We start from the raw sequence: 23,866 nt of genomic DNA on the forward strand, positions 1-23,866 counted from the left end.
AACGGAATTATTGATTAAAAATAGAGATGTAATAGTCGTCGAATAATTGGGCATCCACATGAAAATCCATGCCGATTTTATTCGCATAATGCGCAATCAAGAAATTTTCCTTAACGCCTAAGCCCACTTCTTTCGCCAATTTCGTTATATCATTAAACCCGGTATTCCATGGTGCGCCGATCTGACTGAACCCGTTCAACAACTCATTAGACCGCTCAAATCCGGTAGAACGCGTAATCAGTTTTTCGGTTAAATAATCAAAAGCAAGCTCAAACTTAGGTATACCCCGCTTCAGGCATTCCAGTACATAGAGAATGTTATCGTATTTCAAATAAAATATATTTCCCTCCCATAAAAAGAATGTTTCCAGCGAAGGTTCAAATCCCAGCTCCACCAACTTGTCTATAAAATCAACGCTCGTATATTCATAAGGAACAAAAACGCTATTTTGAGCATATCCGTACTTTTGAAATTGCCGAGCTTTAAATTCCAACACATGCGCCTGCTCAACCTCATAGAACTTAACATCCTTATGGGCAAGCCGAATAGGACGTGTATCAAGACCTGAACCGAGAATGACGAATTGCCGGACGCCCTGTTTGATTTTCTCTAATATTTTGTCGTCGAAGTAACGTGTACGATAACGCACTAAAAATCGTGTCGAAGGGGAAAATTTGGATATTAATGACGCTGCTCTCTCAGTTTCGTTATTAAGGAATATATTCGATATATTATCAAAAAAAAGCGGAGCAGCATGCTCGCTTTCTTCCGCTCGCCATTCACAAATTACAAATGCCGTTCTTCCTACTTTTTCGTAGACGGAATCCATACTTTTCTCCTCCTTTAGTTCCCGAATCCGTTATAAATTCTATGGAGCACCTCGGGTTGCCCAAAGGTCAGCCGGTGCATGTCATTTTCTCTTGCGATGACATCTTGAAGCTCCTCTTTGATACCACGGTTTAAATGTGCCTTGAGCGCTTTAAGCGTCAGTAAAGGTTTATCCGCAAGCTCCAATGCCATATCCATCGCCACTTGCAGTACGTACTGCTTTTTGACGATCTTCACCGGAGCTCCTCTTTCTTTTAATTCACTTCCATAGTAGTTTTGAGCGGTGTATAACATTTCATTTCCAAGGGCTTCGCCCAGTTTTTTTGGTATGATATACGTTGCTCCCATTCCAGGTGTAAAACCATATTTCATAAAAATGGAATTGTATATACTTTCTTCACCCATCACTAACAAATCAGCGAAGCATCCCAGTGCCAAACCGCCGCCTATGGCGTGTCCCTGCATGGCAGCGATAACGGGGATTTCACACCGAAGAAACGTATCAAAAAAATTTAATACATCCAGTACGCGAGCCTCGTCTTTATTTCTGGAAATCGCTTCGCTAAGTCCTATTAATTCATCCTTTGTTCCCCCGCAACAGAAATAGTTATCGAACCCATGTACAATTATTACTTTCAGGGAAGGTTGGCGCGCAATTTGCATAAACATTTCTTTTAGCTCATAAATAAATCTGTCTGTAAAAGTATTCCTGTGTTCCTTGTCTTCCATAGCCACGAACCCTATTGGCCCTTGCTGAGTGAATGTAATGACTTTATTCATGAAGCGCACCTCTCTCTGAAATTTGACTTCATGTTGCCATCCAATACGGTTATGCTCCGAGTCATTCTAACTCCAGCCATATTCCCGATGATATTCATTTACTCCCTTGAGTACCAACAATCCACGACCTGCAAAGAAATGTTCATAAATCCGGGAAAATGATGAAAAGTTAACCGATTTATTCTTAATACCAAACATCCACTCCGTATTCAAATCAATAATATGTTCATATTCCTCCATGTTCAGCTTATATCGTTCGGATAGTTTTTGTTGAATCCGCATCTCTCTCAACACTACTTTGGAATGCCGCCTCACGATGCCACTAAAAAACTCTGAGGAACATCCCGAGCCATAAGAAAACAAGCCAATCCTGTTAAATTGGCCTAGCTCCGCATTATCAATTAAACTGCATAATCCCATATACAACGTAGCGGAATAGATGTTTCCTACCTGAGAACAATAATGAAGCGCTGGAGAGAGTCTTTTTTCGAAATCAGAATCTATTTCCTGGGTATTAAAATCGGACAGGTCTCGCATCATTTTACGATGCGCCCCCTTCACCATCCCAGGAAACGGAGTATGAAACGCCAAATAATCAAAAGTATGATAGAAATCTGCATCCTCTACCTTGTTGCAATAATTTTGAAAACTGTTATCCAGGCAATCTAAGTAGGATAACAAGGATAGATCAGGATCTCCTGTTTCCACATCAGGCAAGGGCCTGCACGTATCCATAACTTCGTAGCTATAAAGCCCGTTTGCTCCCAGATCCAGCTCCATAATCTCGCAATTATTGCTCAACAGCATTGCTATGGCTCCTGTAGCCTGAGTGGGCTCAGCATACGTTCTTTTAGCTGCTGTGCGAGCAACATCTGTTGCAATAACAAGGACTTTGGCACCTGGAGATACACCAGAAGCAATATAGGTCGCCGCCATTTGCAGAGCTGCCGTTCCTCCATAACAAGCCTGCTTGACTTCGAAAAGTCTGCAATGGCGACTCAACCCAAGGTAATCGTGGATATAGGTACTTAGTGATTTACCAAAATCAACTCCCGACTCACTGGAGGTAATGACCATTTCAATCCGCTGTTTGTCACTCTCGCTCAATTGATCCACTATGGGCTTAGCAGCATTTACTCCATTGGTTACGGAATCCTCACAAGGGAGTCCGACTGATTTTATGTCCATCATCAAGTTTGCCGATCTGCTAATGTCAAGATTTCTGGCACTAAAAATATCCCGGACGTTAATACAGGATGATCCACCATAAAAATTTATCTTTTCAATTCCTACATTCACTCTGAAACCACCTTTTTTAATATTATGCTTGTGTTAAAGCCCCCGAACCCAAACGAATTACTCGCGGCAATATCAATATTGGCATTGACATATGAGGAACCGACGAACTTGCATTCATTATCGATGGCATGATTAAGATTCAGATTGGGGTGAACAAATCCTTCATGAATTTGAATAATTGTTGCAATAGCCTCAACCACACCTGCCGAGTACAAGCAATGTCCTATCAGGCTTTTCGTCGAGTTAATCCACAGGTTCGGGACGTGTTCTTTAAACACATTCCGGATTGCCTTGACCTCCGTTGTATCGCCAAGTGGCGAAGAAGAACCATGGGCATTGAGGTAATCCACTTCATGGGCATCAACCTTCGCACGTTCCAAGGCTAACATCATGGCTCTGGTTTCACCTTCTACGCTTGGGTTCGAAAATCTATTTCCGTCAAGTACAATTGAACCGCCCAGAAGCTCAGCCCTTATGGGAGCCTCCCTTTTTAGAGCTGAGTCCAGGCTTTCCAAAATCAGACATCCTGCCGCCTGACCATAAATAAATCCTTCATGATCCAAATCAAAAGGTCGACACACCATCTTTGGTTGTTTATCAAATTTTTTCCCACCCATGGCTCCTACATTATAAAATCCTTGCAAATCCATAGGCAGCAGTTCAGTTAACGGCCCCACCACCATACAGGCATCCGTAAGACCAGACTGCACGAGTTGATATCCTTTGATGATACCTACATTGCCGCTGGCTGAAGCCCCGCCAACCGTCATCCCTTCTCCTTGAATTCGGAAAAATTCACTTAAAACCCCTACGAAATCTGTATCCATAAAATGAAGAGCATAACTCGGCGACAAGTAATCCGGATCCTTCTGATATTGCTGATAAGATTCATATTGAAAACGCCTTGTCAGATTGTGTCCAGACACAATCATGCTAAAGCGCTCTGAAGAAATGTTGTTTTTATTGCACAACTGGGCATGTGCCCATGCTTCTATGGCAGGAATCATTGTGGCACGTACAGTATATGGTAGTCTTCGGGCATAACGCACCGCCTGCTCTGCAACGGATTCATCTAGCGCTACACTAGTTTGAAGCGCTCTGATAGCTGACTCAAAGTCAAAATCACGAATAAGGGCCCCTAAATTAACACTAGAAGGATGTTCATCAGCATCATGAATATAATCAATTCCGGTTCTACCTTCAATCAATGAACCTCGGAACTCGTCCAAATTTCTCCCGATAGAATTGTGGGTGCCCATACCTGTGATAACTACCCGATGGCCTTCCATTCTCATAACAGGGATTTCTCCTGTTTATATTTATTAAACAAGTCAACCAGATCGCCTATGTTAAGCGCTTGAGTCGTTTCCAAAAGAGGAACTTTAATCTTAAGATCTTGCATAGTGCTTACAATAACTTCCATGCGATCAATTGAATTAGCACCAAGTTGTTTTAGACTTTCCTCTGGTCTGATTAATTCTTCCGATATTTCAGGAATCAGTTCTATAATTTTTACTTTCATCAACTGAAAAATCTCATCTTTTGACAATTAGATAACCTCCTATTTTTATTGCATATTTCACTGCCAGAATATAATGTAAATACTCATCTAAATATTTGCCTTAATTTGAAAATCAACCCCCATTTTGAAACACAGCTACGCGTCGGTTAATAAACTCTGCAGTTTCAATCATAAGTTTTATGCCAATTCGATCCACATGCCGCATCCTCCAGTTCTCCAGTTCTGTGCCCCTGACCCATTGATTAAATGAACCTAATGCAGGTCCACAATGAATCTGAAAATCAACTTTGTAATCCTCGTCGCCGTTCATTGCCAAATGAGTTGAACGACCAAAATACCACTTGAATATTAAAGCCATTTTATGCTTTGGATTGTTCTCAACCTTTTCAATTTCATGTAGAGGCTGGTGATTCTTTACTTCCTGATAGACTTCTTCAAATGTACGATTAAAATACTTTTCCTGTAGCATCCTTCTGTTCTTCTCATCTATCTCTTCAATCGAATTGTATTGCTTGTAGAACTGATAAAGTTTATTTGCTCTTATGGGGAAAAGCAGCCCCTTCTTCAATACTTGTACCTTTGCGCCAATCTCAAACATATCACCTGCTGGTGCATACTCCGTATCTTGAACATTAGCCTGCTGCAACAAATCTTTTACTACATCGCTTGTATTGGCTTCTACCGTACATTGATTGATAGATCCGGTTACTATGAAATCTGCACCAAGCATGAAGGCGGCAGCGGCAGCAGCTGGTGTACCAATGCCTCCTGCAGCTCCAATTCTGATCTTTTTTTGATAACCATATTTTTGGGTCATCTGATCACGAAGCCCAGTGAATACTGGCATTAATGCATACGCCACACCCGAATCTGTATGCCCCCCCGAATCTGCTTCTACGCACAGATCATCGGCCATGGGTACTCTGCTTAGCAGTTCTGCCTCGGATGATGTTATTTGATTTTTCTCAATCAACTTATTGATCAGGCGCTCGGGAGCTGGTTTCAGAAAAGCTTCAGCAACCTCCGGCCTTGATAATTTTGCTATAATTTTATTGTGAATGGTGATTCTTCTATCCGATGATTCCTTTAATCCCTTGGCTCGATATAGAACTAACGCCGGAGTAACTCCCAAGAAGGCAGACGCTTCTATGTTACGTATCCCATATTTTAAATATAAGGCTACCGTTTGTTCCTCTTTAGAAGGGTCCGATGGATTATGAAGAAGGTTCATTCCGTACGCCTCTCCATGATTAAGCGCATGCTGGATTTTTTTTATGGCATCTTCAATCCTGTCCAGACTTAGCCCCCCCGCTCCAAAGAAAGCCATCATTCCTGCCTTGCCAACCTGGATGACCAAATTCTCAGAAGCGATTCCGCGATACATTGCACCGGTAACATATGCGTATTTAACTCCATAATCCTGTTTAAATTGTTCATCTCCAAGAGTCTGCAACGATACGCAGCCTGCTTTAGATTTATTTCCATTAAATTCTCTTTGTACATCTTTATGGTAATCATCCAGCATTCTCGGATTAGAAGCGCTCCTTTCTCCCCTACGTATGTAGCTAACCAATTTAGTTAACACGTTGCCTGGACCTACCTCTATAAATTCCTCTTCACCAATATCCAGCAAATAGAGGATGCTATCTCTCCACTTCACAGTGCTTACAATTTGTCTAACTAAATTGCTGCTGACATCTTCATTCCGATATGGTAATGCCGTTACATTGGATATAACAGGAATTGAAAGGTTTGAAAAATCAAACCTGGCAATATACTGTTCAAATTGCTGTTGGGCATCACGCATATAACGTGAATGAAAAGCACCGCTTACATTAAGTGGTATATACATGCTGGCTCCCGCTTTTTCAAAAATGCTCTGAGCTGCTTCAATATCTGTCTTGGCGCCCGATATAACGACTTGAACAGGGGCATTATGATTGGCAATATCCAGCCCTTCTAAATTATAGGAGTTCAGGATATTCTGTACTTGTTCAATATTCAAACCAATCACTGCTGCCATTCCGCCGACAGGTACTTGGCTCATCAATTCTCCACGTTTTTTGACCAGCTTTAAACCAGTCTCAAAGTCAAATGCACCCGCAGCAAGCAGTGCATTATATTCTCCCAAGCTATGACCGGCCACATAATCAGGACGTTGATTCATTTGCTCTAACTTTTTGTAATAACTAAACGCTGATACAACATAGAGGGCGACTTGGGTGAACTGGGTATTCCCTAAATTATGGTTAGGATCCAACAAACAAAGTTCCTTGATTGAATACCCTAATAGATGATCTGCTTTGGTGGTCAGTTCTCTATAATGGTCAAATAGATCGCCTCCCATGCCTTTATGTTGAGAACCCTGACCAGGAAAAATATATACACTCATTTGTATCTGTCCCTTCTATATTTAAGGTGTAGTACAAATTAATCAATAAAAAGAAGCGTACACCGACACACCTTCTCCAGGTCGTCTGTAAGCTTCTTATACACTACATTTATGATAAACTCTGACCAACCTTATATCCAACATGTCTAAACACCGATTAAACAAAATGGATTTTTTTTAAGAATACTATAAAAAGATACATAATGTTGAATACTTTAAAAGATTTAATAATCTGTATTTACCCAATGCCTATTTCCTAAATTGTAATTCCTCTTAGTAAAACGGCTCTATCAAGACAAGAAATATCTTCTTGTCGCCATGTACTTGTAAAAATTTTTATATAATCCATAAATCAGCACCATTCTCTTTGATATGGTATACTAGATGTAGCAATATCCCTTTAAAGTAATTTAATTACTTTAATATCATACTAAATAGGGGTGATTATTTTGAAATGGTATGTTGTCCATGTTAAAACAGGAGAAGAATATGTCGCTAAATTATTTTTAGAGAACAAGTTTGAACACAGCGTTCTGCAATGTTTAATTCCAAAACGGATTGTACCTGAAAAGAAAAATGGAAAAATATATTCTTCAGTTAAGCTCTTGTTTCCTGGATATCTATTCATAAAAACTCATATGACCTTTGAAAATTACTACGAAATTAAAATGTCCCCAAATGTATATAACATATTGAATTATCTAAATCTTAAAGACAGAATTTGTGACTCCTCCAAAATGAATTCGCCCTCTGCAGAAAAAGACAGCATCGAGGAAGATTTTTTTAAATCTGTTCCCGATGAGGAGATGCTTATAATCCTTAAATTGCTCGACAATGACACAATTGGTTATTCTGGAATTTCAGTGGAAGGTTCCAAGGTTTTCGTTCAATCCGGCCCTCTAAGAGGGATGGAACACATAATAAAAAAAATTGACAAACGAAAAAAAAGGGCTAAAATTTCACTCAATATTCTGGATACGGAAAGAGTGATTGATGTTGGTATTAATATTGTCCCCCCAATGACATGACCAGATCGACTGGAGCTTCTCTTCAATGACAGCGGCTTGTTCTTGAGTACACTTATCTGTGAGATGCAAGCTTTCCTGCGCCCATTCCCTGTCGAAGAAGGATTTCTAACTTACTGCGTTCGATTATACTTAGATGGGCATAGCTCATGGCGGATTCTCCTTGTGTGAATGCGGGTGTAGGAACTTTCATTCTACACAAATCTGACCATGGGGCTTTTTTTATTTATTTCCAACAGGTGTCGCACTTCATATTTTATACAAACAGCAGAAAACATCCATACGTTAACAGAGAGGCAGAACCAATCTGAAGAAGCGAAGCGTTCGCCTTTATCACCGGATTCCCCTTTGAAAAAGGGGATTCAAAAAATCTGGGGATAACAGCGATCGGAAGATGGTACTGCGCTCGCAGTGGCCTAGTAATGAATACGCGTCCATTGTTAAGTGTAGTATCGATTGTAATATGCAGTTAGAATTTTTCCTGCCAATCGTTCTCCTATCTCCTGTAAAGTTTTATTGCGTGACAAGAGTTGAATAAAATATTCCTCACACAAATCATCAACCGGGATATTTTCAAAACATTGCAAAAGCGATTTTAAAGTCATTTCCTCATTTTGTATAATTTTATCTTGTAGATAAATTACTTTTTGTATTTCTCCTCGCTCACAAATGACTAAAAAATGCACTTCTTCTTCGCAATTTAGCCTCCGCTTAACTGCAATCTCAATACCATTTGAAAATGATTCTCTTTGATTATTCATACATATCACCTCTTCAAAGCTTGATGTATTTTCATGAATTTTCAAAAAAATATAAAAAAGAAGGGAAGTCAACTTAATAGTCCCCTCCGTATTTGTTTGATTCATTTCTTAACTTGGCATATACACTTTCTAACACTTTGGCATTATTGCTGTATGGGGAAAGAATACTAAATATAGACACATCAGTACGTTGTCTAAAATGAGCTTTGGCTAAATTGGCAAGCGTATTTGAAGGACCTAAATCAACTGAAATTGCCCCATTAGCGGCCGCAACTGTTAAAGCTTCACCAAAATGAATCTGATATCGCAACACCTCCCAGAAGTATGCAGCCGTTAAGTAATCCTTATTTTCTCCAGTCACAGATGAAAAAAAGGTATAGATGGTGCTTTATAGGTTATTTGTTCTAATCGCTCTTGAATCGCTTCGCCCGCCAATTCAATATATTCGGAATGGAACTTTCACAGGAAGCCTGAGATAAGTAATTCGTTGTAAGGAAAGGTATCGCTCCACTGTGTCTAGGCCCTCTTGATTGGAAGATATCACAAAATGAGATTCATTGTTAATTGCAGCAATCTCGGCATGATGATGAAGAATAGCATCCTCATCATATAGAGGAGGCCGTGCCAAGATCACCATCATGCCCCCTCGTTGACTAAACTTTTTGAACAAGTCGACTTGTTCAATCAAAGCATCCAGCGCGTCTTCAGGACGCCAAACATCAGCTACGACCCCAGCCGCATATTCCCCCAGGCTTGAACCTATTACTGCATAAGGGCGTATTCCTTTTGATACCATCATTCGAGCCAAAGCAACTTCAACCATAAAAATCGACGGATGAGTGTAGAACAAATCACTAAAATCATCGCTTTTTAAGCGATGATCATCGTATATATACTTAATTACTGATTTACCTGTGCGCGTTTGAAATATTGAATCCAACTAGCATATATTGTCATTAAACACGGAATCCTGTTCATACAATTCCCTTCCCATATGAAAATATTGCGAACCTTGTCCCGAAAACATAAAAATGATTGGCTCTCTCATAACTTCACCACACCTAATCATCGATTTCACTCTGTAGTTAAACAACCCGTATCTCGTTGAATAACGACCTTGTAACTCATAAAAGCAGCAATTCAGTCGAAGCCTGAAATGACCCGCTAATTAATACATCAGAAAAGGAATTTCCACCCCCCCCCCCTCTTTAATGGCCACAGAAAAATCTCTGGTTCGAGAGATTGTCATAAATCATCAAAATTACCTTTATTCCTCCCATGGAAATTCGCCTGTTTCGATGTAACGATGTATACCTAAAAGATTCTGAGGATCAGAGAACATCTCCCTGTTCGCATTTATAGCACACTCCTTTACCTGTATTAGGGAACTAATTGTCTGAATGTAACTCTTGTAGCGGGCTATTCCTCTTTTAGACAACGGTCTGAGACGAAGCAGGTGCTTACGAAGCAGTGTCTGACTATCTTCATGGAACGCATCGGCCAACCCCCAGGAGTAAGCCCTTTCAGCCGTAATCGCCTGTGTCATTAGTGTCAAATAGTTGGCTCTTGTTGCTCCGATCCGCCGAATAAGGAACGGAAGCACCACTGAGGGAAAAACCCCGAATAGCAGCTCTGACAAGCTGAACGTTGCCGAACGTTCAGCAATGACAATATCGGAAGCTGCCACAAAACCTATCCCGCCAGCATTCACCTTTCCTCTTACATGCGCAATTGTAATATAAGGTCCTGCAACAAGACGAAGCCACAAATCGAAAAGGCGTCCAGGATTACACTCGTAATGTCGACCACTGTTCATCCTGTCGTGCAACTCCTGAAAATCAGCACCATAACAAAACACTTCAGGTAGCCCTTCGAGCACAAATATAGTGATGTTATCCTCGTATTGATCCAGTAAATGGTGGCATTCCTCAACCAGAAGGTCATTTATAGTATTGTTCACCTCTGGCCGATAAATTTGCAGGAAGCATACCTCCTGCTGGAATCTGACCTTTATCGTTTGATACGTTGTCATGAAAGCCACCGGTGATCCCGATGAGATTCACGGATTTCCATCAGTACCTGACGCTGATTATCCTGACTTACTCTCAATGCTACTACAGGTATAATGTCAATCAGGAAATCCTCGTATTCCTCAATGGTTAGCTGAAAGCGCTCAGACATGGGACGACATGTGTCTATGACCTTACAACTGTAATACCCGTTCGTATCCTCATCCAAATTGACTGTTCCTCCAAAAACTTTCATGGCTTCAATTTCAAAAAATATCATATTTTGCCTTCCCTTCTCCTATAAATGACTGTACATTAATGCCAAAAGGATCTCCTCGTATGATGGAGATCCTCACGCTGAACGCTGATAAGTCACAGTAAATCAGATATTGACAGGAAAAACATCTATTTTCTTCTTATTGGAAGCCAAAGAAACTGGGTTGATTCTTCCTCATTCTAAAGTTGATAAAATGATTGCGTTCCAACTGCATGTAAATATTATTTTGCAGCAAAATATGCATCTGTTGCCCAATTGTCTGTCCATATGAATGACCGGGAAATACGCGTGTTCGATCATCTATCTGCGTTTTTAGTTTCTGGATACTGACGAACAATTCCTCTGGAGAACTATCCGGTGACTGACACGCCCCACACCCTTCAATAAAAAGGGTGTCACCAGTAAATAAGTTGTTTTCCATCAAAAAACACATGCTTCCAGCAGTATGTCCGGGTGTTAGAATAGCACTAATAACTATATTATGGATGTTAAGAACATCACCATCGACCAAGCCATGCAATTTTCGACATCTGAATCCAGAAGTATCGATTTCTTTCTGAGACATATACACATCAGGCTCTGTAAGATCTACTAGTGGTCCCACAAGATTTATATGGTCATGATGAGCATGTGTCAGCAATATTGCCCCCAGAGATATACCCAAAGCTTCAAGCTTTGAGGTCAGTTTGACCAATTCCCATGCCGGATCAACCACGACTGCCTTTCCGGTTAGGGGCTCAACGATGACATAGGTATAGTTAATAAAAAAGCTGAACTGCATTCGGAGTGGATATACTTCAAAGAAGTCAGCCAAGTTGCAGTTTTTCATAAAGAGCATCATCCATTTCTTCCATATTATAAGACTCCGATAATTGAATACTCACATTCCGCACCCCCAGCACGTGGTAGCTTACGGAATTTTATGGGGTCGCTCATCGGGATGCGCTCGTGTTGATACTCCTGTAGTTGGAACGCGGAATAGCTCTGATGGGTATCCGCTTTATACAGCTGCTCCATCGGCACCGACTCATCGATTTTCCGGAGCAATTCCAGGTTATTCATGATGCCTGAGTAACGGGTTTCTAAAGATAACGCTTCTAATATTATTATGACATTTATTATTATGACATTTATTATTATGACATTTGCCACAGGTTCCACAGAGTTGGAACTCAAATCGCCAAACAACTTGGTAGGATAAAATTGACACCCCTTCGTATATGGTATAAATTCCTAATCTCAACCTTGAATATTCCTAAAAATTTATGTTTACTAATTAACCCCCCCGAGTAATCAGCAACATTTCCAGATGATTGCGGATTCGTGAAAAATCAGTATCGATAATGAGATGCTTGGGGTAGGTCATAGAGCATAGATAGTCTTGAATAGAAAAGGTTAATGACTGAAATTGTGGAAAATAGGTGTAAATGCTACGAAAACCTACTTTCAAAGGCTCTATTTTTTGAACCTCCAAAATGTCTAAGGACTGTGTAAATCCTGTTTTCAATGCCTTCGACAATGATTCTTTCAGCGTCCATATCATACAACTTGCCAAAGGATATTTATCCTCTGCAAATCCCAATATCAGTTGCTTCTCATGCTCAGTACAACTTTCCAGTACTACAAGAGGCAAACTGTCACGGATGATCCATTCAAGATCAATCCCCAAAATGACACCAGCCGGAAAGGCAACAGCTATTCCAAACTCATTACAATGCGTAATGCTAACTTGTATGCTCGAAAAGATGGGACCTATTAGAACAGGTTGTTTGAATACACCATTTTGGATCCCGATCTTCTCCCAGTCATACATTCCTGTCATGGATGAAACTGCACTTTTTGCTGCAATTCTTCCCAGCAAATAGCTACGAATCCTTTTCTCCGAAATAAAGGTCTTAAGAGAAGAATTCTCATCATGATGCAAATAGGACAGAAGATGAGAATAACTTTCTTTTGAAGATAACCGGCAAGCTCCCAGATAAATAGAGTAAGCATCCTTGCCATCTTTCTCTCTTAGAGATAATCCCTCTGCAAGATGTATTATAAGCAATCTCTCCATTCTCTTTGAAAATAAATAGGCTACATCCCTGGTGTGATTCAAAGACATCTATATCTTTCAAGATGTCTCTCCATTCAAGTCATTTAGCAAAGAATTGTAGGTGGTCTAGTTCTCACACCAGACCCGTCTAGAAAGACGAGAATGATCATCATTTTTCAAAGATATTACTTACATCTGAACATACAAAAGAGAAACCCATCCCTTAAAAGTCGGGTTTCTCGACAGGCTGACTCATATCTTATATACTCTAAAGTCTGTTCACTTTCTTTATTTTCGAAGATCGGCTTGTTGATACTTGTAGCACATTAACCGAGAATACAGCTTCGCCCAGTCATCTGCATTACATGCACACTCTCTGTTAGCAATTTATGTCGTTAGAGTTCATACCAACGTACCGTGGCATCGTTTGGAAAGACTCTAATTTTGTATTGAATCATTACTTGACAATTAGTTTGACATCCGATGACGATTACATTAAAGGTGAATTCCTACTTTTGTAGCGACCATAGTGTCGTGTGAAGTAATAACGGAGTTGGTAAGCCTTAATCTGGTTATGTCGCTCTCGACTGTCGCGTTTGTCCAATGACATTGATGATAATTCACAATTTCTTGCTATCAATTACGTATTGTTTTCAACGTGCTACGAACAGGCGCGCGATTCATGAAATCACCTTGTTCGCACACTGACCATCTTGATAGTAGATAAGACAATCACCGCATTACTTTTAATCACACAATATCATTTCTTCCTGAAAATTAAAGTCATTATTAGTAAAAATACCACACGAATCGGCATTAATCAACCATTTATTTCCTACAAAATTCGACACAATCAGTCGTAAAAAAACTTTTTTTGTCGATTCCCCTTGTTGGTGTCAGTCATATTAATGACAATGAACTCAAAATTTCTGGAAGTGATTGTAGAAGGCTACGGCGTCCGTGTACTCGCCGATATGGACAGACCACGTGGCGCTATCAGTTAATTCGAACTTTTCCCCGCGACTCTCAATGGTTGGTGTACGTTGCTCCGTATTCACATGGAGCGGCATACGACTTCTCTATGAAAGGGGCTACATTTCTCAATATGTTAGCGGGCTGACAGTACACGCCATTGTCAGTGAGTTTCACACCGTTATTTTACATGAATGGTAACACTAACATTGCTTCCCGCTCCCGATCGAATGGGGGAAAGCCGATGCATGGCATCACAGCAAGAGAGAAACGTGTAGGAAGGCCGTACTATCACCTGTCCTCACAATTTACCGTTCGGAACCAGATCTTGGGGGCTATTAAAACACAGCTATAATAGGGCTTGCTGAACTATTTAACAAGAAATTCAGAGCAAGGCGACGGCGTGAGAACATTGCGAAAATAAGGTAAAAAAGAACGCGGAGCCTGCGCTCCAGGTTCATCACCAGAAGTTGCAACGTAATCACCGATTCACTTGTCTTGCAAGATGTGCTCGAATACAGCCAAGCCCGTACTTGCGCTTGCCTTCTCCAAACTTGCCTTCAATCGCATTTCGTTCACCAGTGTCCTGTTTGACGATTTGCTTCTCTTCACCTGTCGGACCGTTTTTAGGCTTACGCCCCAGCGCTGTCCCGCTAAGTCGAATGTTATGCTGTTTGCAGAAGCGCCGGTTTTCGCGTGTGCGGTAGATTTGATCCGCTTGAACGACAGCCGGATACCTCCCCATTCGCTCGCGGTACTTCTCCATCACGTCGATCAGCGTTGTGCTCTCATTAAAGTTGTCCCACGACAGACAATCCATGAATGCATAGCCGTTTACCATGCTCACCGCAATCTTGGCTCCGAACTCGACGCGCGCCTTCGCTTTCCCGCGCACAATTGGCCGGATATGCGGCTGATGAAGGCTGACGATTCGATCTTCCAGCTGGTGAGATCGCTCGTTATACATGTGAAACTGCTGACGGTAAAGCTCCTGAATCACCAGGAGGTTGCGGTAGGCCTGGCGGCTAAGCAGCATGAGCGGCTGCGTCTTGGCTTGCTCGGCGATGATCGAGAGATTCCGTCCCACATAACCGAGCTGTCGTCTAATTGCTTTTCGGATCACTTTCACACCCGGCTCATGAAGCGTATCGATGATTGCTTCGAGCTTCTCACGCGCTTCATTTAGCAGATTCGGATCGGTCGGATATGGCACATCCGCTGGTGCGCAGGTGGCGTCCATAAGCACCGTTCCTTGATTGGGCAAAGCCGACGTTTCCAATTCTGCGACAGATGCCGAATGCCCTTTGGACGCAGACGCGATGGCTTCAAGAAGCTTCGACACGGCAGCCGTCTGTTTCACGGGGGATGTCGCTTCCGACGACTCCACTTGCCGTTCCGCGAACAGCGTTTGCTGCTCGACTTCGGCAGCAGGAGCGTGTTTCTTCGATCGCTTCACTTTCCCGTCGCTGCTATCGTTGTTGTCGTCAGGTCTTTCATTTCCTTCGCGCCTGCTGTGGCAACGATCTCATTCCGTTCCGCCAGCACATCCGTCAGACGCTTGCGGAACTGCGTCATCATCGAGTGATGGAGCGGCTGCTTTATGACGAATCCGGGCAGACCAATGAAGTATTGCATGTATGGATTTTCACTGATCGACTCCAGGGTTTCTCTATCGGTCAACTGCATCCTCTCTTGAATGGATCGGCTACACTGAGTTGGACAAGAAAAATAAGGGCTTGTAGAATAAACCTATCAAGTTAAGGAGCGGATCTCTACAATGCCAAAACAACTACGACGTACGTTCACCTCAGAATTTAAAAAGCAAATGGTTCAGCTCTATGAAAACGGGAAATCCAGAGCAGCTATTGTGGAGGAATATGGCATCACGGCCTCTGCTTTAGACCGATGAATCAAGCAAACTCAAACGACGGGTTAATTCAAAGAGAAGGACAATCGTTCACCTGAAGAAAATGAGCTCATCGCTTTACGCAAAGAACTCCAGCGCCTAAGGATGGAGAACGATATTTTAAAGCAAGCCGCGCTGATCATGGGACGAAAGTAGTTATCATCCAGAACAACCGTGATAAATTCTTGGTATCAGCCATGTGTAACGTCCTACACCTTTTATTATGAAGCGAAAGAACAACCGAACGAAGATGATCTAACCGAAGCGATTGTGGAGATTTTCCACAAAAATCGAAAAGCGTACGGTACACGAAAGATCAAAGTCAAGCTCCGGGAACAAGGTTTTGTTGTGTCCAGACGTCGAATTGGGCGAATCATGAAAGAGCAGGGGCTGGTTTCCACCTATACGGTAGCCCAGTATAAGCCTCATAAAACGGCTTGCAACGAAGCTACTACAGCAAATGTCCTGGATCGAGAGTTTCAGCAGACAGAGGCCAAACGTTTCGTTGTCAGCGATCTGACATATGTGAAGGTCCAAAACAAGTGGCATTACATTTGCATACTTGTTGACCTGTTCAATCGAGAGATTATCGGTCATAGTGCAGGTCCCAATAAGGACGTTGCTCTGATTTCTCGCGCCTTTGCTACCGTACAGGGTGATCTGCGTCAAATTCAGTGGTTTCATACCGACCGTGGCAGTGAATTTAAAAATGAAAAGATGGATGAGCTTCTGGAAACCTTTGAAATCGGTCGTTCTCTGAGCATGAAAGGCTGTCCCTATGACAACGCCGTAGCGGAAGCCACCTACAAGGTCATGAAAACTGAGTTCGTAAACCAGATGGAATTTCAGAGCCTTCGTCATTTGGAGATTGAACTATACGGTTACGTCAACTGGTTTAATAAGCATCACATTCACGGAACTAGGATACATGACACCTGTTCAGTACCGCCAAGAGGCCCTTAAAAGCTGTCTGATTTATTGTTGACAGTCCACTATTCTTGTTGAAAGATGACGAAAAAAATAGCTTCCAAAATTTATTTTTCGATCCAAAGTTGCCTTTTTCGACTCTGTGCCCCATTTAAATAGAGAGGGGAGATGGGAATTTATGATAGCAGAACCTAAGACTAAAGAAGCAACAGTCGAATCGGGCTTTGTACAAAGACTCTTATAGCAACCAGTACCAGGACTACATCTACGTCAACAAGCTGGGAGAGCGAATTAAGCCGGGTTATATTACTCAACATTTTCCTCTCGTCCTGAAAAAGCATAACTTGCGACGGATTCGTTTCCATGATCTTCGGCACAGTTGTGCCAGCCTACTGCTTGCGAACGGTATCAGCATAAAGGAAATTCAGGTATGGCTAGGGCATAGTCATTATTCCACGACCGCCAACATTTATGTTCATCTGGAATACAGCTCAAAGCTTTCTTCGGCTCAAGTGATGAGCAATACCTTGCAAATTCCGAGTATGCAAAAAGCTCCTGAATCTCCACAGGGGAAATTCAAGAGCTTTCATTGTTAAGATGATGCGGTCGAGAGGACTCGAACCTCCACGGGGGTTAGCCCACACGGACCTGAACCGTGCGCGTCTGCCAATTCCGCCACGACCGCAAATATGATGTCGTATATTTTCGAAAGATTACTTTCTTAACGACAAGATAGATCATACCATGCTCATATTAAGATGTCAAACCTACCTTTATTTAAAAAGTATTTGAGCGGGATAGCCTAATTCTTGAAGAGAGCGGCGTCCTGAAAATACCTGGTCTTTATGTCGAAATGATCAACGCAGGAGTAGATCGTACCGGAATTTTACTATCTGAAGTAAAACATGAATTCAACAAATGTCATATTCGTGTTCTGGATATACAACAAAACCACTCAGGCGTTCACGCCACCTATATTAAGTAAGGGAAACAAAAAGCAGTTCAGTATGACTATGCCCCGTATTCCGCAAAGAAATGTATGAACGAATGCGTGCTTATCTGGGGCTCTCAACCTCTATGCCTCATACAACTGCCTCCTCTTTACCCGAAAAACATCGCTCCGAGTTTCCAGACAGCCGCTTAACTTCCAAGCCCCTACGGTTCGTTGAGCGAAGTCTGGCTACGTCCTCCCCAGCCTATAGGCATAAATCACTTCGCCCTACTGCTTCTGCCGCAAGTGGAAGTGCATAATCTCCACAAAGCTCGCAAACGAAAGAAGCTTCCGCAGGCACAAGCGTGCTCGGAAGCTTCTTTACATAAACATCAGCTATCGTTATCCATTCCTACCCGCTATGAACGGTGTATGAAGAATTCCCATAAATCATTCGCTTTATTGCAGCGCCTTCTGCACACGAGTAACCCCTTGGCTTAGAGCATGTCCTCCGCCTACCGCTGCGGCTACAGCAATGGTCTCCATAATTTCCTGATCACTAGCTCCTTTGGATCGAGCCTCGTCCACGTGATAAAACGTGCATACTTCATTATTGGCAAACAAACCAATACCAAGCGCGATGAGTTGCTTGGTCTTTTCATCCAGACTCCCGGCTTGAAAACACTCTCCGGTGAAACGGTGATATGCATGAACTACCTCCGGTAGCTTTCCTTCCAAATGATTAATTTGGTCCTTATACGCATGTATTTTTTCATTCATAACCGTCAAGACACAGCACACCCTCTCATATGGAGTATATTCTTATGTACTGTGTCCGGTTTACAGGCTGCGTATGCAATCAACACGTACACCTATTTTATCCAGTCAGCCCGAGACCCATTTGTCTAATCCAGTTCTATCGAATTATGTCGGGGTTCGCTGAACGGCTGATATGTATAGCTGCGATCCAGCTTGACCACACGCCGATTCTGGCGGCGGATAAGCACCTGTTCCTCGTCCCACGCCAGCACTATGCCTACCACATCGTTGGACTCCAGCCCATCCCGCACGACGCGCACCTTCTCACCGGAGAGCCGATAGGCGTCTAATTCTTCATCATTAATCATCCCTGTTCCCCCTTATACAATCGTTTCTAACACGGTGGCTATCATTTATGCACATTAAAAAGTTTAAAAAGAGACCTAAACGAAATCATTTAGGTCTCTTCCCGCTTTCTACTTATATGGATTGCCAACAGAGCGACAAATTATCCCGACTGATTTACACTGTGATCATGTTCTTTTGTATCGTTCTTCTCATACCAGAAGTCCAGCACCTGTGCAGACAACACTCGCTGATCTACGTACTCCACTTGGTGAGCAGTAAATTCTTCTTTCCAAGAGAAGGACAATTCTTCGCATAAGTTAACCAACGTCAATAACTCAGACCAGGCCACATAGCGTTTGTACCAAAAAAACTGAGGATGTTCAATCATATAGGGATACAAATCGTCAAATTCCGTATGCTTACAATCCAAGGCACGTTCAAAATGTACTTTAGCCGCTGCCAGTTTTTTCAGAAAAAACTGTTCGGTCAATTGCTCTTTCCCCATTTTGCTGCCCCCTCTCCCAAAACCTTATCTATATTATAAGTGAAATTGAAGCTCATGCAAAGGTTATTATTAGAAATAAGGATCAGCAGTTTCTGAATTGTTACTATTCGGAAAACTCGATCTTACCATCAGTTAACGATAAAATTCTGACAAGTGACTCCACCCGTATACCCTGCTCACGGATCGTTCTCGCCCCGGCTTGGAAGCATTTTTCCACAGCCACGCCAAATCCGACCAGCTCCGCACCGGAGCGTTGAATGATTTTGACGATACCTCTTGCGGCATCACCATTGGCGATAATATCATCAATGAACAGAACACGGTCATGCTCATGAATAAATTGCCGGGACAGCATAATGTCCGTGACAATGCCTTTCGTAAATGAAGGCACACGTTCGCATAATGCATCCGGGTCGGCCAATAAAGTCTTTTTGCGGCGGGCAAACACCAGCGGTACACCCAGTTCCAATGCTGTTGCGAAACCTATGGCAATACCTGAGGATTCCACGGTTACCACTCTCGTAATATTCTCTTCCCGGAAACGGGCTGCGAACTCTCGTCCCATTTCCATCGTCAACTCTGGATCAACCTGGTGATTAAGTAAGCCATCCAGCTTCAACACCTGATCCGACGCAACGACACCTTCTTTTAAAATCCGTTCCTTTAATACTTCCATTCTATGACCTCCCACGGCATTCCTATTTGGTAAAAGTACCATACATCACCTGACGCTTTCAAGCCATAGCTTGCTTTTCCATACGTTTATGTGACATTTTTTTTGCGCTTATTCCAAAACCACGCGACTATACCTCCCAAAATAATCAGAAGAATGACCGCCAGCCCTACCCGATGTGTCACCTTTTCCATCAGCTTCGCCACCTGTTCCCAGTGCATGCCCACCGCGTGTCCAATTCCCAGAAACGTACCACACCACAGTAATGCGCCCGCTGATGCATACATCATATAGCGAAAGACGCTCAAACGGGTCGTACCTGCCAGATATGAGGACACATGTCTCAAGCCGGGGACAAAATAACCGAACAGAATCCCCCAGGTGCCGTAGCGCCCGAACCAATTTTCGGAAGAGGCAATCCTTGAGGGGGTAAGCCTCACCCATTTACCGTATCGGTGCAACAGCGGCTTGCCCAGCAGACGACCGAGCGTGTAGCTAAGCATCATGCCCGTCATACTTCCGAAAAATGTAACTGTCAGCGCAGCAATAAAGTTGTAGTGTCCTTGAGACACGAGCCCGCCGAAGGCGATCATCAACACTTCGTCGGGGATCGGCATACCAGCTACTCCAAGGGCAAGCAAGCCGAACATTGCCAAATATCCGTATTCCAGTATCCATGCAAGGATTTGACCCATAAATTACGCTCCCGTCAAGCTATTCGTTAAATACACTATAATTATTTTCAGTCTCATCCAGTCATGTCCCATTTCAGTTGAACATAGTTTGTATTATATGCTCGCTGTAAGGTTATTCAAGCAGGCAAGGAGGGACTAGGGATGAAACGTAATATTCATGTTTTGCAGATTGCTTTTACATACATCGGTACAATCGTCGGTGCCGGATTTGCTACCGGACAAGAAATATTGCAATTTTTCACACAGTATGGACGCTGGGCTACACTCACCATCATGCTGTCCACAATCATATTTGTATGGCTGGGTACAAAAATGATGCTAATCGCCCATGATATTTCAGCTCGGTCCTACGAGGATCTGAACAAGCACCTTTTTGGAGCCAGAGCCGGTAAATGGATCAGCTGGTTCACGCTCATCGTACTAATTGGTGTCAACAGTGTCATGCTGGCAGGAGCGGGTTCTGTTTTCGTTGAACACCTCCACCTGCATTACCAGACCGGACTGCTTATTACACTGATCGGAACATATCTACTGCTGAGCAAAGGGATCAAGGCTATCCTGCATATGAACACCATTGTTGTCCCTATGATGATGATTATGTCTATTCTGCTCATTCACAGTACACTCTCCATGCCAAACCCGCAGAGCTTTATTACAAATACGTCCGATCATAACATGCTGCGAGTATGGATTTCTCCGCTGCTGTACACTTCCTTCAATCTGGCAATGGCCCAAGCTGTGCTTGTACCACTTGGCAGTCAAACCTTCTCCCGCAAAACGATCCGCTGGGGCGGGATTTTGGGCGGGATCGGCGTCGGGTTTATGCTGATGTCTGCTCACTTTGCCATGTCGGCACATATGCCGGGAATTCGGCAATTTGAGATCCCGATGGGAAGCATTGCTTACCGTCTGGGGGCCTTGGTCGAAATCATTTACATTTTACTCATTTTTATGGAAATTTTCAGTACCTTCGTGGCCGACATTTATGGTGTCAGTCTGCAAATCCGCCAGCATATCCAAATTTCACCCAAGCTTATCACACTATTCATTATGCTCACATGTTTTCTAATCAGTCAGTTTGGTTTTAGCTCACTTCTGTCCGTTCTATATCCCATTTTCGGGATGCTTAGTCTCATGTGGGTGAGCAAGCTGATCATGGCAGGACGCGGGGGACCCTTCCGTTCCTCACGCCCTCGCTCCAGCTTTCGGCATTCAGATTCCAAACCAGGTGATACGCGTCATGGTTAATGCGGAAACTTCAAATACATTTTCTTCAGCTCATTAACCGCCCCACTCAAGGAATAGCTTGATTTGGCCTTGTCGCAGGCAGATCTAGCCAGCTCATAACGATAGGCAGGATCTGCAATAACCTTTTCCAATGCGTCTGCCAGTGCCCTCGGATTGTCGGGTGGCACGAGCAGACCATTTACACCATCCTCAATTTGCTCCGGTATTCCCCCCACCTCTGTACCGACCAATGCCAGACAGCTCAACGCCGCTTCCGCAAATACGGAACCAAAGGCTTCCGCCCGTGAAGGCAAAACGAACACATCAAAAAATGGCATAAATTCTTCTGGATGAAGCGTGTATCCATAAAAGATCGTTTCATGGTAAATATCCAACTGCCGCGCTAGCTCTTCCAGCTCGGGCCGAATGGGACCATCTCCTATAATATGCAACACATAATTCTGATTTCTCTTTTTCAGCTCGGCACAGGCCTGTAACAAAATATCCAGCCCTTTAGCAGGGACAAGGCGACAAACCGTTATTAGTTGTGTCACTTCATTTTCATGTGGTATGGGCTTGAAGCGCTTCTCATCAAATCCATTCGGGATGACCACAATATCTTGCGGATTTTGTACATAAGGCGTCAAGTAATGCTGGAAAGAATGAGATACTGCAATCAGGCGGTCCGCCTTATGCTCCAGTTCCCGATACAGGGACACCAGAAATTGATGCTCAGGTCCGTTTTCCTCTATTTTACCGTTTAAAATTAACTCCTTTTCAAAAGAAGAGTGAATCGTCTGTACGAGCGGGGTGTCAGGAAAAACATTTTTCATAGCGATCCCGGCAATGGGATGATGAGCATGAATGAGATCAAAGGGCTTCTGAATACGAAGCCGGGTCCACCACAAATAGTCACGGTATGTCTGGATATATTTTAGAACAACTGGATACTGTCCATATCGTGTCCAGTCAAAGGTATCGAAGGTTACTTCGTCCCTGCCCTTGTTACGAATCCGCTTAGGGATTGAAAATAGCTCCATTTCCCAACGGGGAGACGTAAATCGCTCTTGCAGATATGGAATCATAGATGAAACGCCGCCCGGTTGCTCGGGTGGGAAAAAGAGAGCCTGTAGCAATTTCATGACGTGCTTCCCCTTTCAAACATTGTACTGCCCGAAACACAGGTCGTATGTATAGGTTTCCGGATTTTCTGAAAGATAATATATTGAAAATAAATGTTAGGTACAAAAGAAAATTATAACATTTAATTCGAATCAATCCTGTCTATTGTATCGGAAACGATATCCCGGTTCAATAGACTGACTATCTATGCAGATGGAGTCGGTGACGGTGACGTTGTTGTCCTTATCGGGAACCTTCGGTTTCCCAGTTTCCCATCTCTAACCAGGGCTGTAAGTGCCGCCTGCGGTTTGTATATTATACTCATGATGACGCTGATGAGCGTAATCATATATAGCAAACAGCGAAAAAAAGCCTATATCCTTTTTTTCGGTTGCCACTATTTTTATTATGACATATGAAGCCATGAATCTCTATTCGGCAGGTGGCGGCAAAATGCCGCTACAAGGAATATGTGGAAAAATACGCTGGGGGCGGCTGCCTTTGTCCTCACCAATGCCGCCGTAGTTCAACTCTACCGGAAGCTAAAACGTGCGGGAGTATAGTCCTTGCTGTTGCTGGGTGGGCTGCACGGAGGGCCACGCCCGCGCGGATGATATGCTTAAACAGGTTGCACAGATTATGGAAGAAGAACTGGATGAAATCGGAATGACCGGAACATACGGCGGCGAGGAACTGGTTAAACAGGCCGATCAGGCTATGTACATATCCAAAACAACGGACAAAAACAAGGTCACAGCTTATAAGGCAGCAGAAGTGAAAAAATCCGTGCAGCACACGTACAATAAACATGCAGTCTGCCATCTGTTACTGTAAATCATGGTCCGTATAGTAAAATGACGCACAGGGAAC

General features: G+C 42.9%; 24 protein-coding genes, 1 tRNA gene and 3 pseudogenes. 6 read left to right on the forward strand and 22 right to left on the reverse strand.

Going from position 1 to position 23,866, the window contains the following annotated elements; genetic code table 11:
- Positions 1-7: 7 nt before the first annotated feature.
- From ACWGOO_RS01480 to fabD, 6 genes are all read right to left on the reverse strand, one after another.
- A complete protein-coding gene (locus ACWGOO_RS01480; RefSeq protein WP_452480879.1) occupies positions 8-829 on the reverse strand; it encodes a class I SAM-dependent methyltransferase in 822 nt (273 codons plus the stop codon).
- A 14-nt stretch (positions 830-843) separates the two neighbouring features.
- Positions 844-1,608 (reverse strand): polyketide synthase, encoded by a 765-nt coding sequence (locus ACWGOO_RS01485; protein ID WP_452480881.1) that lies wholly within the window; start codon positions 1,606-1,608, stop codon positions 844-846.
- A 66-nt stretch (positions 1,609-1,674) separates the two neighbouring features.
- Positions 1,675-2,907 (reverse strand): hydroxymethylglutaryl-CoA synthase family protein, encoded by a 1,233-nt coding sequence (locus ACWGOO_RS01490; protein WP_452480883.1) that lies wholly within the window; start codon positions 2,905-2,907, stop codon positions 1,675-1,677.
- Complete coding sequence (locus ACWGOO_RS01495) at positions 2,904-4,202, reverse strand: beta-ketoacyl synthase N-terminal-like domain-containing protein (protein ID WP_452480885.1); 1,299 nt, start codon at positions 4,200-4,202, stop codon at positions 2,904-2,906. Before ACWGOO_RS01495 ends, ACWGOO_RS01490 begins: the two co-directional genes overlap by 4 nt.
- On the reverse strand, positions 4,199-4,456 hold the full coding sequence (locus ACWGOO_RS01500) for an acyl carrier protein (RefSeq protein WP_452480887.1): 258 nt from the start codon (positions 4,454-4,456) through the stop codon (positions 4,199-4,201). Before ACWGOO_RS01500 ends, ACWGOO_RS01495 begins: the two co-directional genes overlap by 4 nt.
- An 85-nt stretch (positions 4,457-4,541) precedes the next feature.
- Positions 4,542-6,821 carry an ACP S-malonyltransferase gene (gene fabD / locus ACWGOO_RS01505; RefSeq protein ID WP_452480889.1) on the reverse strand — a complete coding sequence of 760 codons (2,280 nt, stop codon included), beginning with the start codon at positions 6,819-6,821 and terminating at the stop codon, positions 4,542-4,544.
- Positions 6,822-7,270: 449 nt separating this feature from the next.
- On the opposite strand from fabD, the gene loaP reads away from it, so the two are divergent.
- The gene (gene loaP, locus ACWGOO_RS01510) at positions 7,271-7,849 is read left to right on the forward strand and encodes an antiterminator LoaP (RefSeq protein ID WP_452480891.1); all 579 of its coding nucleotides are present in this window, start codon (positions 7,271-7,273) and stop codon (positions 7,847-7,849) included.
- Positions 7,850-8,286: 437 nt separating this feature from the next.
- Here loaP and ACWGOO_RS01515 read toward each other — a convergent pair whose 3' ends face one another.
- The 9 genes and pseudogenes from ACWGOO_RS01515 to ACWGOO_RS01555 form a co-directional block, all read right to left on the reverse strand.
- Positions 8,287-8,607 (reverse strand): hypothetical protein, encoded by a 321-nt coding sequence (locus ACWGOO_RS01515; protein ID WP_452480893.1) that lies wholly within the window; start codon positions 8,605-8,607, stop codon positions 8,287-8,289.
- 73 nt (positions 8,608-8,680) lie between these two features.
- A complete protein-coding gene (locus ACWGOO_RS01520; protein ID WP_452480895.1) occupies positions 8,681-8,968 on the reverse strand; it encodes a hypothetical protein in 288 nt (95 codons plus the stop codon).
- Positions 8,969-9,043: 75 nt separating this feature from the next.
- On the reverse strand, positions 9,044-9,547 hold the full coding sequence (locus tag ACWGOO_RS01525; RefSeq protein WP_452480896.1) for an acyltransferase domain-containing protein: 504 nt from the start codon (positions 9,545-9,547) through the stop codon (positions 9,044-9,046).
- Positions 9,548-9,874: 327 nt separating this feature from the next.
- Complete coding sequence (locus ACWGOO_RS01530) at positions 9,875-10,639, reverse strand: enoyl-CoA hydratase/isomerase (protein ID WP_452480898.1); 765 nt, start codon at positions 10,637-10,639, stop codon at positions 9,875-9,877.
- On the reverse strand, positions 10,636-10,896 hold the full coding sequence (locus tag ACWGOO_RS01535; protein ID WP_452480900.1) for a hypothetical protein: 261 nt from the start codon (positions 10,894-10,896) through the stop codon (positions 10,636-10,638). Before ACWGOO_RS01535 ends, ACWGOO_RS01530 begins: the two co-directional genes overlap by 4 nt.
- Positions 10,897-11,032: 136 nt before the next feature.
- Positions 11,033-11,722, reverse strand: a complete 690-nt coding sequence (locus tag ACWGOO_RS01540; RefSeq protein WP_452480902.1) for an MBL fold metallo-hydrolase — start codon at positions 11,720-11,722, stop codon at positions 11,033-11,035.
- Positions 11,723-11,748: 26 nt separating this feature from the next.
- Positions 11,749-11,955: a hypothetical protein gene (locus ACWGOO_RS01545; RefSeq protein WP_452480904.1), complete on the reverse strand. Its 207-nt coding sequence runs from the start codon at positions 11,953-11,955 to the stop codon at positions 11,749-11,751.
- A gap of 214 nt (positions 11,956-12,169) precedes the next feature.
- Positions 12,170-13,000, reverse strand: coding sequence for a 4'-phosphopantetheinyl transferase family protein (locus tag ACWGOO_RS01550; protein ID WP_452480906.1), 831 nt, complete (start codon positions 12,998-13,000; stop codon positions 12,170-12,172).
- Positions 13,001-14,241: 1,241 nt separating this feature from the next.
- Positions 14,242-15,601 (reverse strand): annotated as a pseudogene (locus ACWGOO_RS01555) (transposase); the annotation flags it as partial.
- 79 nt (positions 15,602-15,680) lie between these two features.
- On the opposite strand from ACWGOO_RS01555, the pseudogene ACWGOO_RS01560 reads away from it, so the two are divergent.
- Both ACWGOO_RS01560 and ACWGOO_RS01565 read left to right on the forward strand, forming a co-directional pair.
- Positions 15,681-16,794 (forward strand): annotated as a pseudogene (locus ACWGOO_RS01560) (IS3 family transposase).
- A 166-nt stretch (positions 16,795-16,960) separates the two neighbouring features.
- Entirely contained in the window at positions 16,961-17,332 is a 372-nt protein-coding gene (locus ACWGOO_RS01565; protein WP_452480908.1) for a tyrosine-type recombinase/integrase, read from the forward strand.
- 5 nt (positions 17,333-17,337) lie between these two features.
- On the opposite strand, the gene ACWGOO_RS01570 is transcribed toward ACWGOO_RS01565, so the two are convergent.
- Positions 17,338-17,421 (reverse strand) — tRNA-Leu (locus ACWGOO_RS01570).
- 96 nt (positions 17,422-17,517) lie between these two features.
- Here ACWGOO_RS01570 and ACWGOO_RS01575 point away from each other — a divergent pair.
- A pseudogene (locus ACWGOO_RS01575) lies at positions 17,518-17,987 on the forward strand (hypothetical protein); the annotation flags it as partial.
- A gap of 139 nt (positions 17,988-18,126) precedes the next feature.
- Here ACWGOO_RS01575 and ACWGOO_RS01580 read toward each other — a convergent pair.
- The 5 genes from ACWGOO_RS01580 to ACWGOO_RS01600 all read right to left on the reverse strand — a co-directional run bounded on the left by ACWGOO_RS01580 (position 18,127) and on the right by ACWGOO_RS01600 (position 20,647).
- A complete protein-coding gene (locus ACWGOO_RS01580; protein WP_452480910.1) occupies positions 18,127-18,456 on the reverse strand; it encodes a carboxymuconolactone decarboxylase family protein in 330 nt (109 codons plus the stop codon).
- Between the two features lie 116 nt (positions 18,457-18,572).
- On the reverse strand, positions 18,573-18,794 hold the full coding sequence (locus tag ACWGOO_RS01585; protein WP_452480912.1) for a hypothetical protein: 222 nt from the start codon (positions 18,792-18,794) through the stop codon (positions 18,573-18,575).
- A gap of 140 nt (positions 18,795-18,934) precedes the next feature.
- Positions 18,935-19,279 carry a hypothetical protein gene (locus ACWGOO_RS01590; protein WP_452480913.1) on the reverse strand — a complete coding sequence of 115 codons (345 nt, stop codon included), beginning with the start codon at positions 19,277-19,279 and terminating at the stop codon, positions 18,935-18,937.
- 103 nt (positions 19,280-19,382) lie between these two features.
- Complete coding sequence (locus ACWGOO_RS01595) at positions 19,383-19,955, reverse strand: xanthine phosphoribosyltransferase (protein ID WP_452480915.1); 573 nt, start codon at positions 19,953-19,955, stop codon at positions 19,383-19,385.
- A gap of 86 nt (positions 19,956-20,041) precedes the next feature.
- Positions 20,042-20,647 carry a DedA family protein gene (locus ACWGOO_RS01600; protein ID WP_452480917.1) on the reverse strand — a complete coding sequence of 202 codons (606 nt, stop codon included), beginning with the start codon at positions 20,645-20,647 and terminating at the stop codon, positions 20,042-20,044.
- 141 nt (positions 20,648-20,788) lie between these two features.
- Between ACWGOO_RS01600 and ACWGOO_RS01605 the strand changes: the two genes are divergently transcribed.
- Positions 20,789-21,895 carry a YkvI family membrane protein gene (locus ACWGOO_RS01605; protein WP_452480919.1) on the forward strand — a complete coding sequence of 369 codons (1,107 nt, stop codon included), beginning with the start codon at positions 20,789-20,791 and terminating at the stop codon, positions 21,893-21,895.
- Here the strand turns inward: ACWGOO_RS01605 and ACWGOO_RS01610 are convergent.
- Positions 21,892-23,016, reverse strand: a complete 1,125-nt coding sequence (locus ACWGOO_RS01610; protein ID WP_452480921.1) for a glycosyltransferase family 4 protein — start codon at positions 23,014-23,016, stop codon at positions 21,892-21,894. The genes ACWGOO_RS01605 and ACWGOO_RS01610 overlap by 4 nt on opposite strands.
- A 595-nt stretch (positions 23,017-23,611) precedes the next feature.
- Between ACWGOO_RS01610 and ACWGOO_RS01615 the strand changes: the two genes are divergently transcribed.
- Positions 23,612-23,830, forward strand: coding sequence for a hypothetical protein (locus ACWGOO_RS01615; protein WP_452480923.1), 219 nt, complete (start codon positions 23,612-23,614; stop codon positions 23,828-23,830).
- The last annotated feature ends 36 nt before the right edge of the window (positions 23,831-23,866 follow it).

Source organism: Paenibacillus sp. NPDC055715 (assembly GCF_053617595.1).

What these genes read in the sequence shown, in the direction of transcription:
- ACWGOO_RS01515 (WP_452480893.1), bottom strand. Translation starts at nt 8,607, where the DNA reads ATGAATAATCAAAGAGAATCATTTTCAAATGGTATTGAGATTGCAGTT.
- fabD (WP_452480889.1), bottom strand. Translation starts at nt 6,821, where the DNA reads ATGAGTGTATATATTTTTCCTGGTCAGGGTTCTCAACATAAAGGCATG.
- ACWGOO_RS01495 (WP_452480885.1), bottom strand. Translation starts at nt 4,202, where the DNA reads ATGAGAATGGAAGGCCATCGGGTAGTTATCACAGGTATGGGCACCCAC.
- ACWGOO_RS01585 (WP_452480912.1), bottom strand. Translation starts at nt 18,794, where the DNA reads ATGATTAATGATGAAGAATTAGACGCCTATCGGCTCTCCGGTGAGAAG.
- ACWGOO_RS01610 (WP_452480921.1), bottom strand. Translation starts at nt 23,016, where the DNA reads ATGAAATTGCTACAGGCTCTCTTTTTCCCACCCGAGCAACCGGGCGGC.
- ACWGOO_RS01595 (WP_452480915.1), bottom strand. Translation starts at nt 19,955, where the DNA reads ATGGAAGTATTAAAGGAACGGATTTTAAAAGAAGGTGTCGTTGCGTCG.
- ACWGOO_RS01545 (WP_452480904.1), bottom strand. Translation starts at nt 11,955, where the DNA reads ATGAATAACCTGGAATTGCTCCGGAAAATCGATGAGTCGGTGCCGATG.
- ACWGOO_RS01550 (WP_452480906.1), bottom strand. Translation starts at nt 13,000, where the DNA reads ATGTCTTTGAATCACACCAGGGATGTAGCCTATTTATTTTCAAAGAGA.
- ACWGOO_RS01530 (WP_452480898.1), bottom strand. Translation starts at nt 10,639, where the DNA reads ATGACAACGTATCAAACGATAAAGGTCAGATTCCAGCAGGAGGTATGC.
- ACWGOO_RS01540 (WP_452480902.1), bottom strand. Translation starts at nt 11,722, where the DNA reads ATGAAAAACTGCAACTTGGCTGACTTCTTTGAAGTATATCCACTCCGA.
- ACWGOO_RS01605 (WP_452480919.1), top strand. Translation starts at nt 20,789, where the DNA reads ATGAAACGTAATATTCATGTTTTGCAGATTGCTTTTACATACATCGGT.
- ACWGOO_RS01535 (WP_452480900.1), bottom strand. Translation starts at nt 10,896, where the DNA reads ATGATATTTTTTGAAATTGAAGCCATGAAAGTTTTTGGAGGAACAGTC.
- ACWGOO_RS01615 (WP_452480923.1), top strand. Translation starts at nt 23,612, where the DNA reads ATGCTTAAACAGGTTGCACAGATTATGGAAGAAGAACTGGATGAAATC.
- ACWGOO_RS01480 (WP_452480879.1), bottom strand. Translation starts at nt 829, where the DNA reads ATGGATTCCGTCTACGAAAAAGTAGGAAGAACGGCATTTGTAATTTGT.
- ACWGOO_RS01485 (WP_452480881.1), bottom strand. Translation starts at nt 1,608, where the DNA reads ATGAATAAAGTCATTACATTCACTCAGCAAGGGCCAATAGGGTTCGTG.
- ACWGOO_RS01590 (WP_452480913.1), bottom strand. Translation starts at nt 19,279, where the DNA reads ATGGGGAAAGAGCAATTGACCGAACAGTTTTTTCTGAAAAAACTGGCA.
- ACWGOO_RS01600 (WP_452480917.1), bottom strand. Translation starts at nt 20,647, where the DNA reads ATGGGTCAAATCCTTGCATGGATACTGGAATACGGATATTTGGCAATG.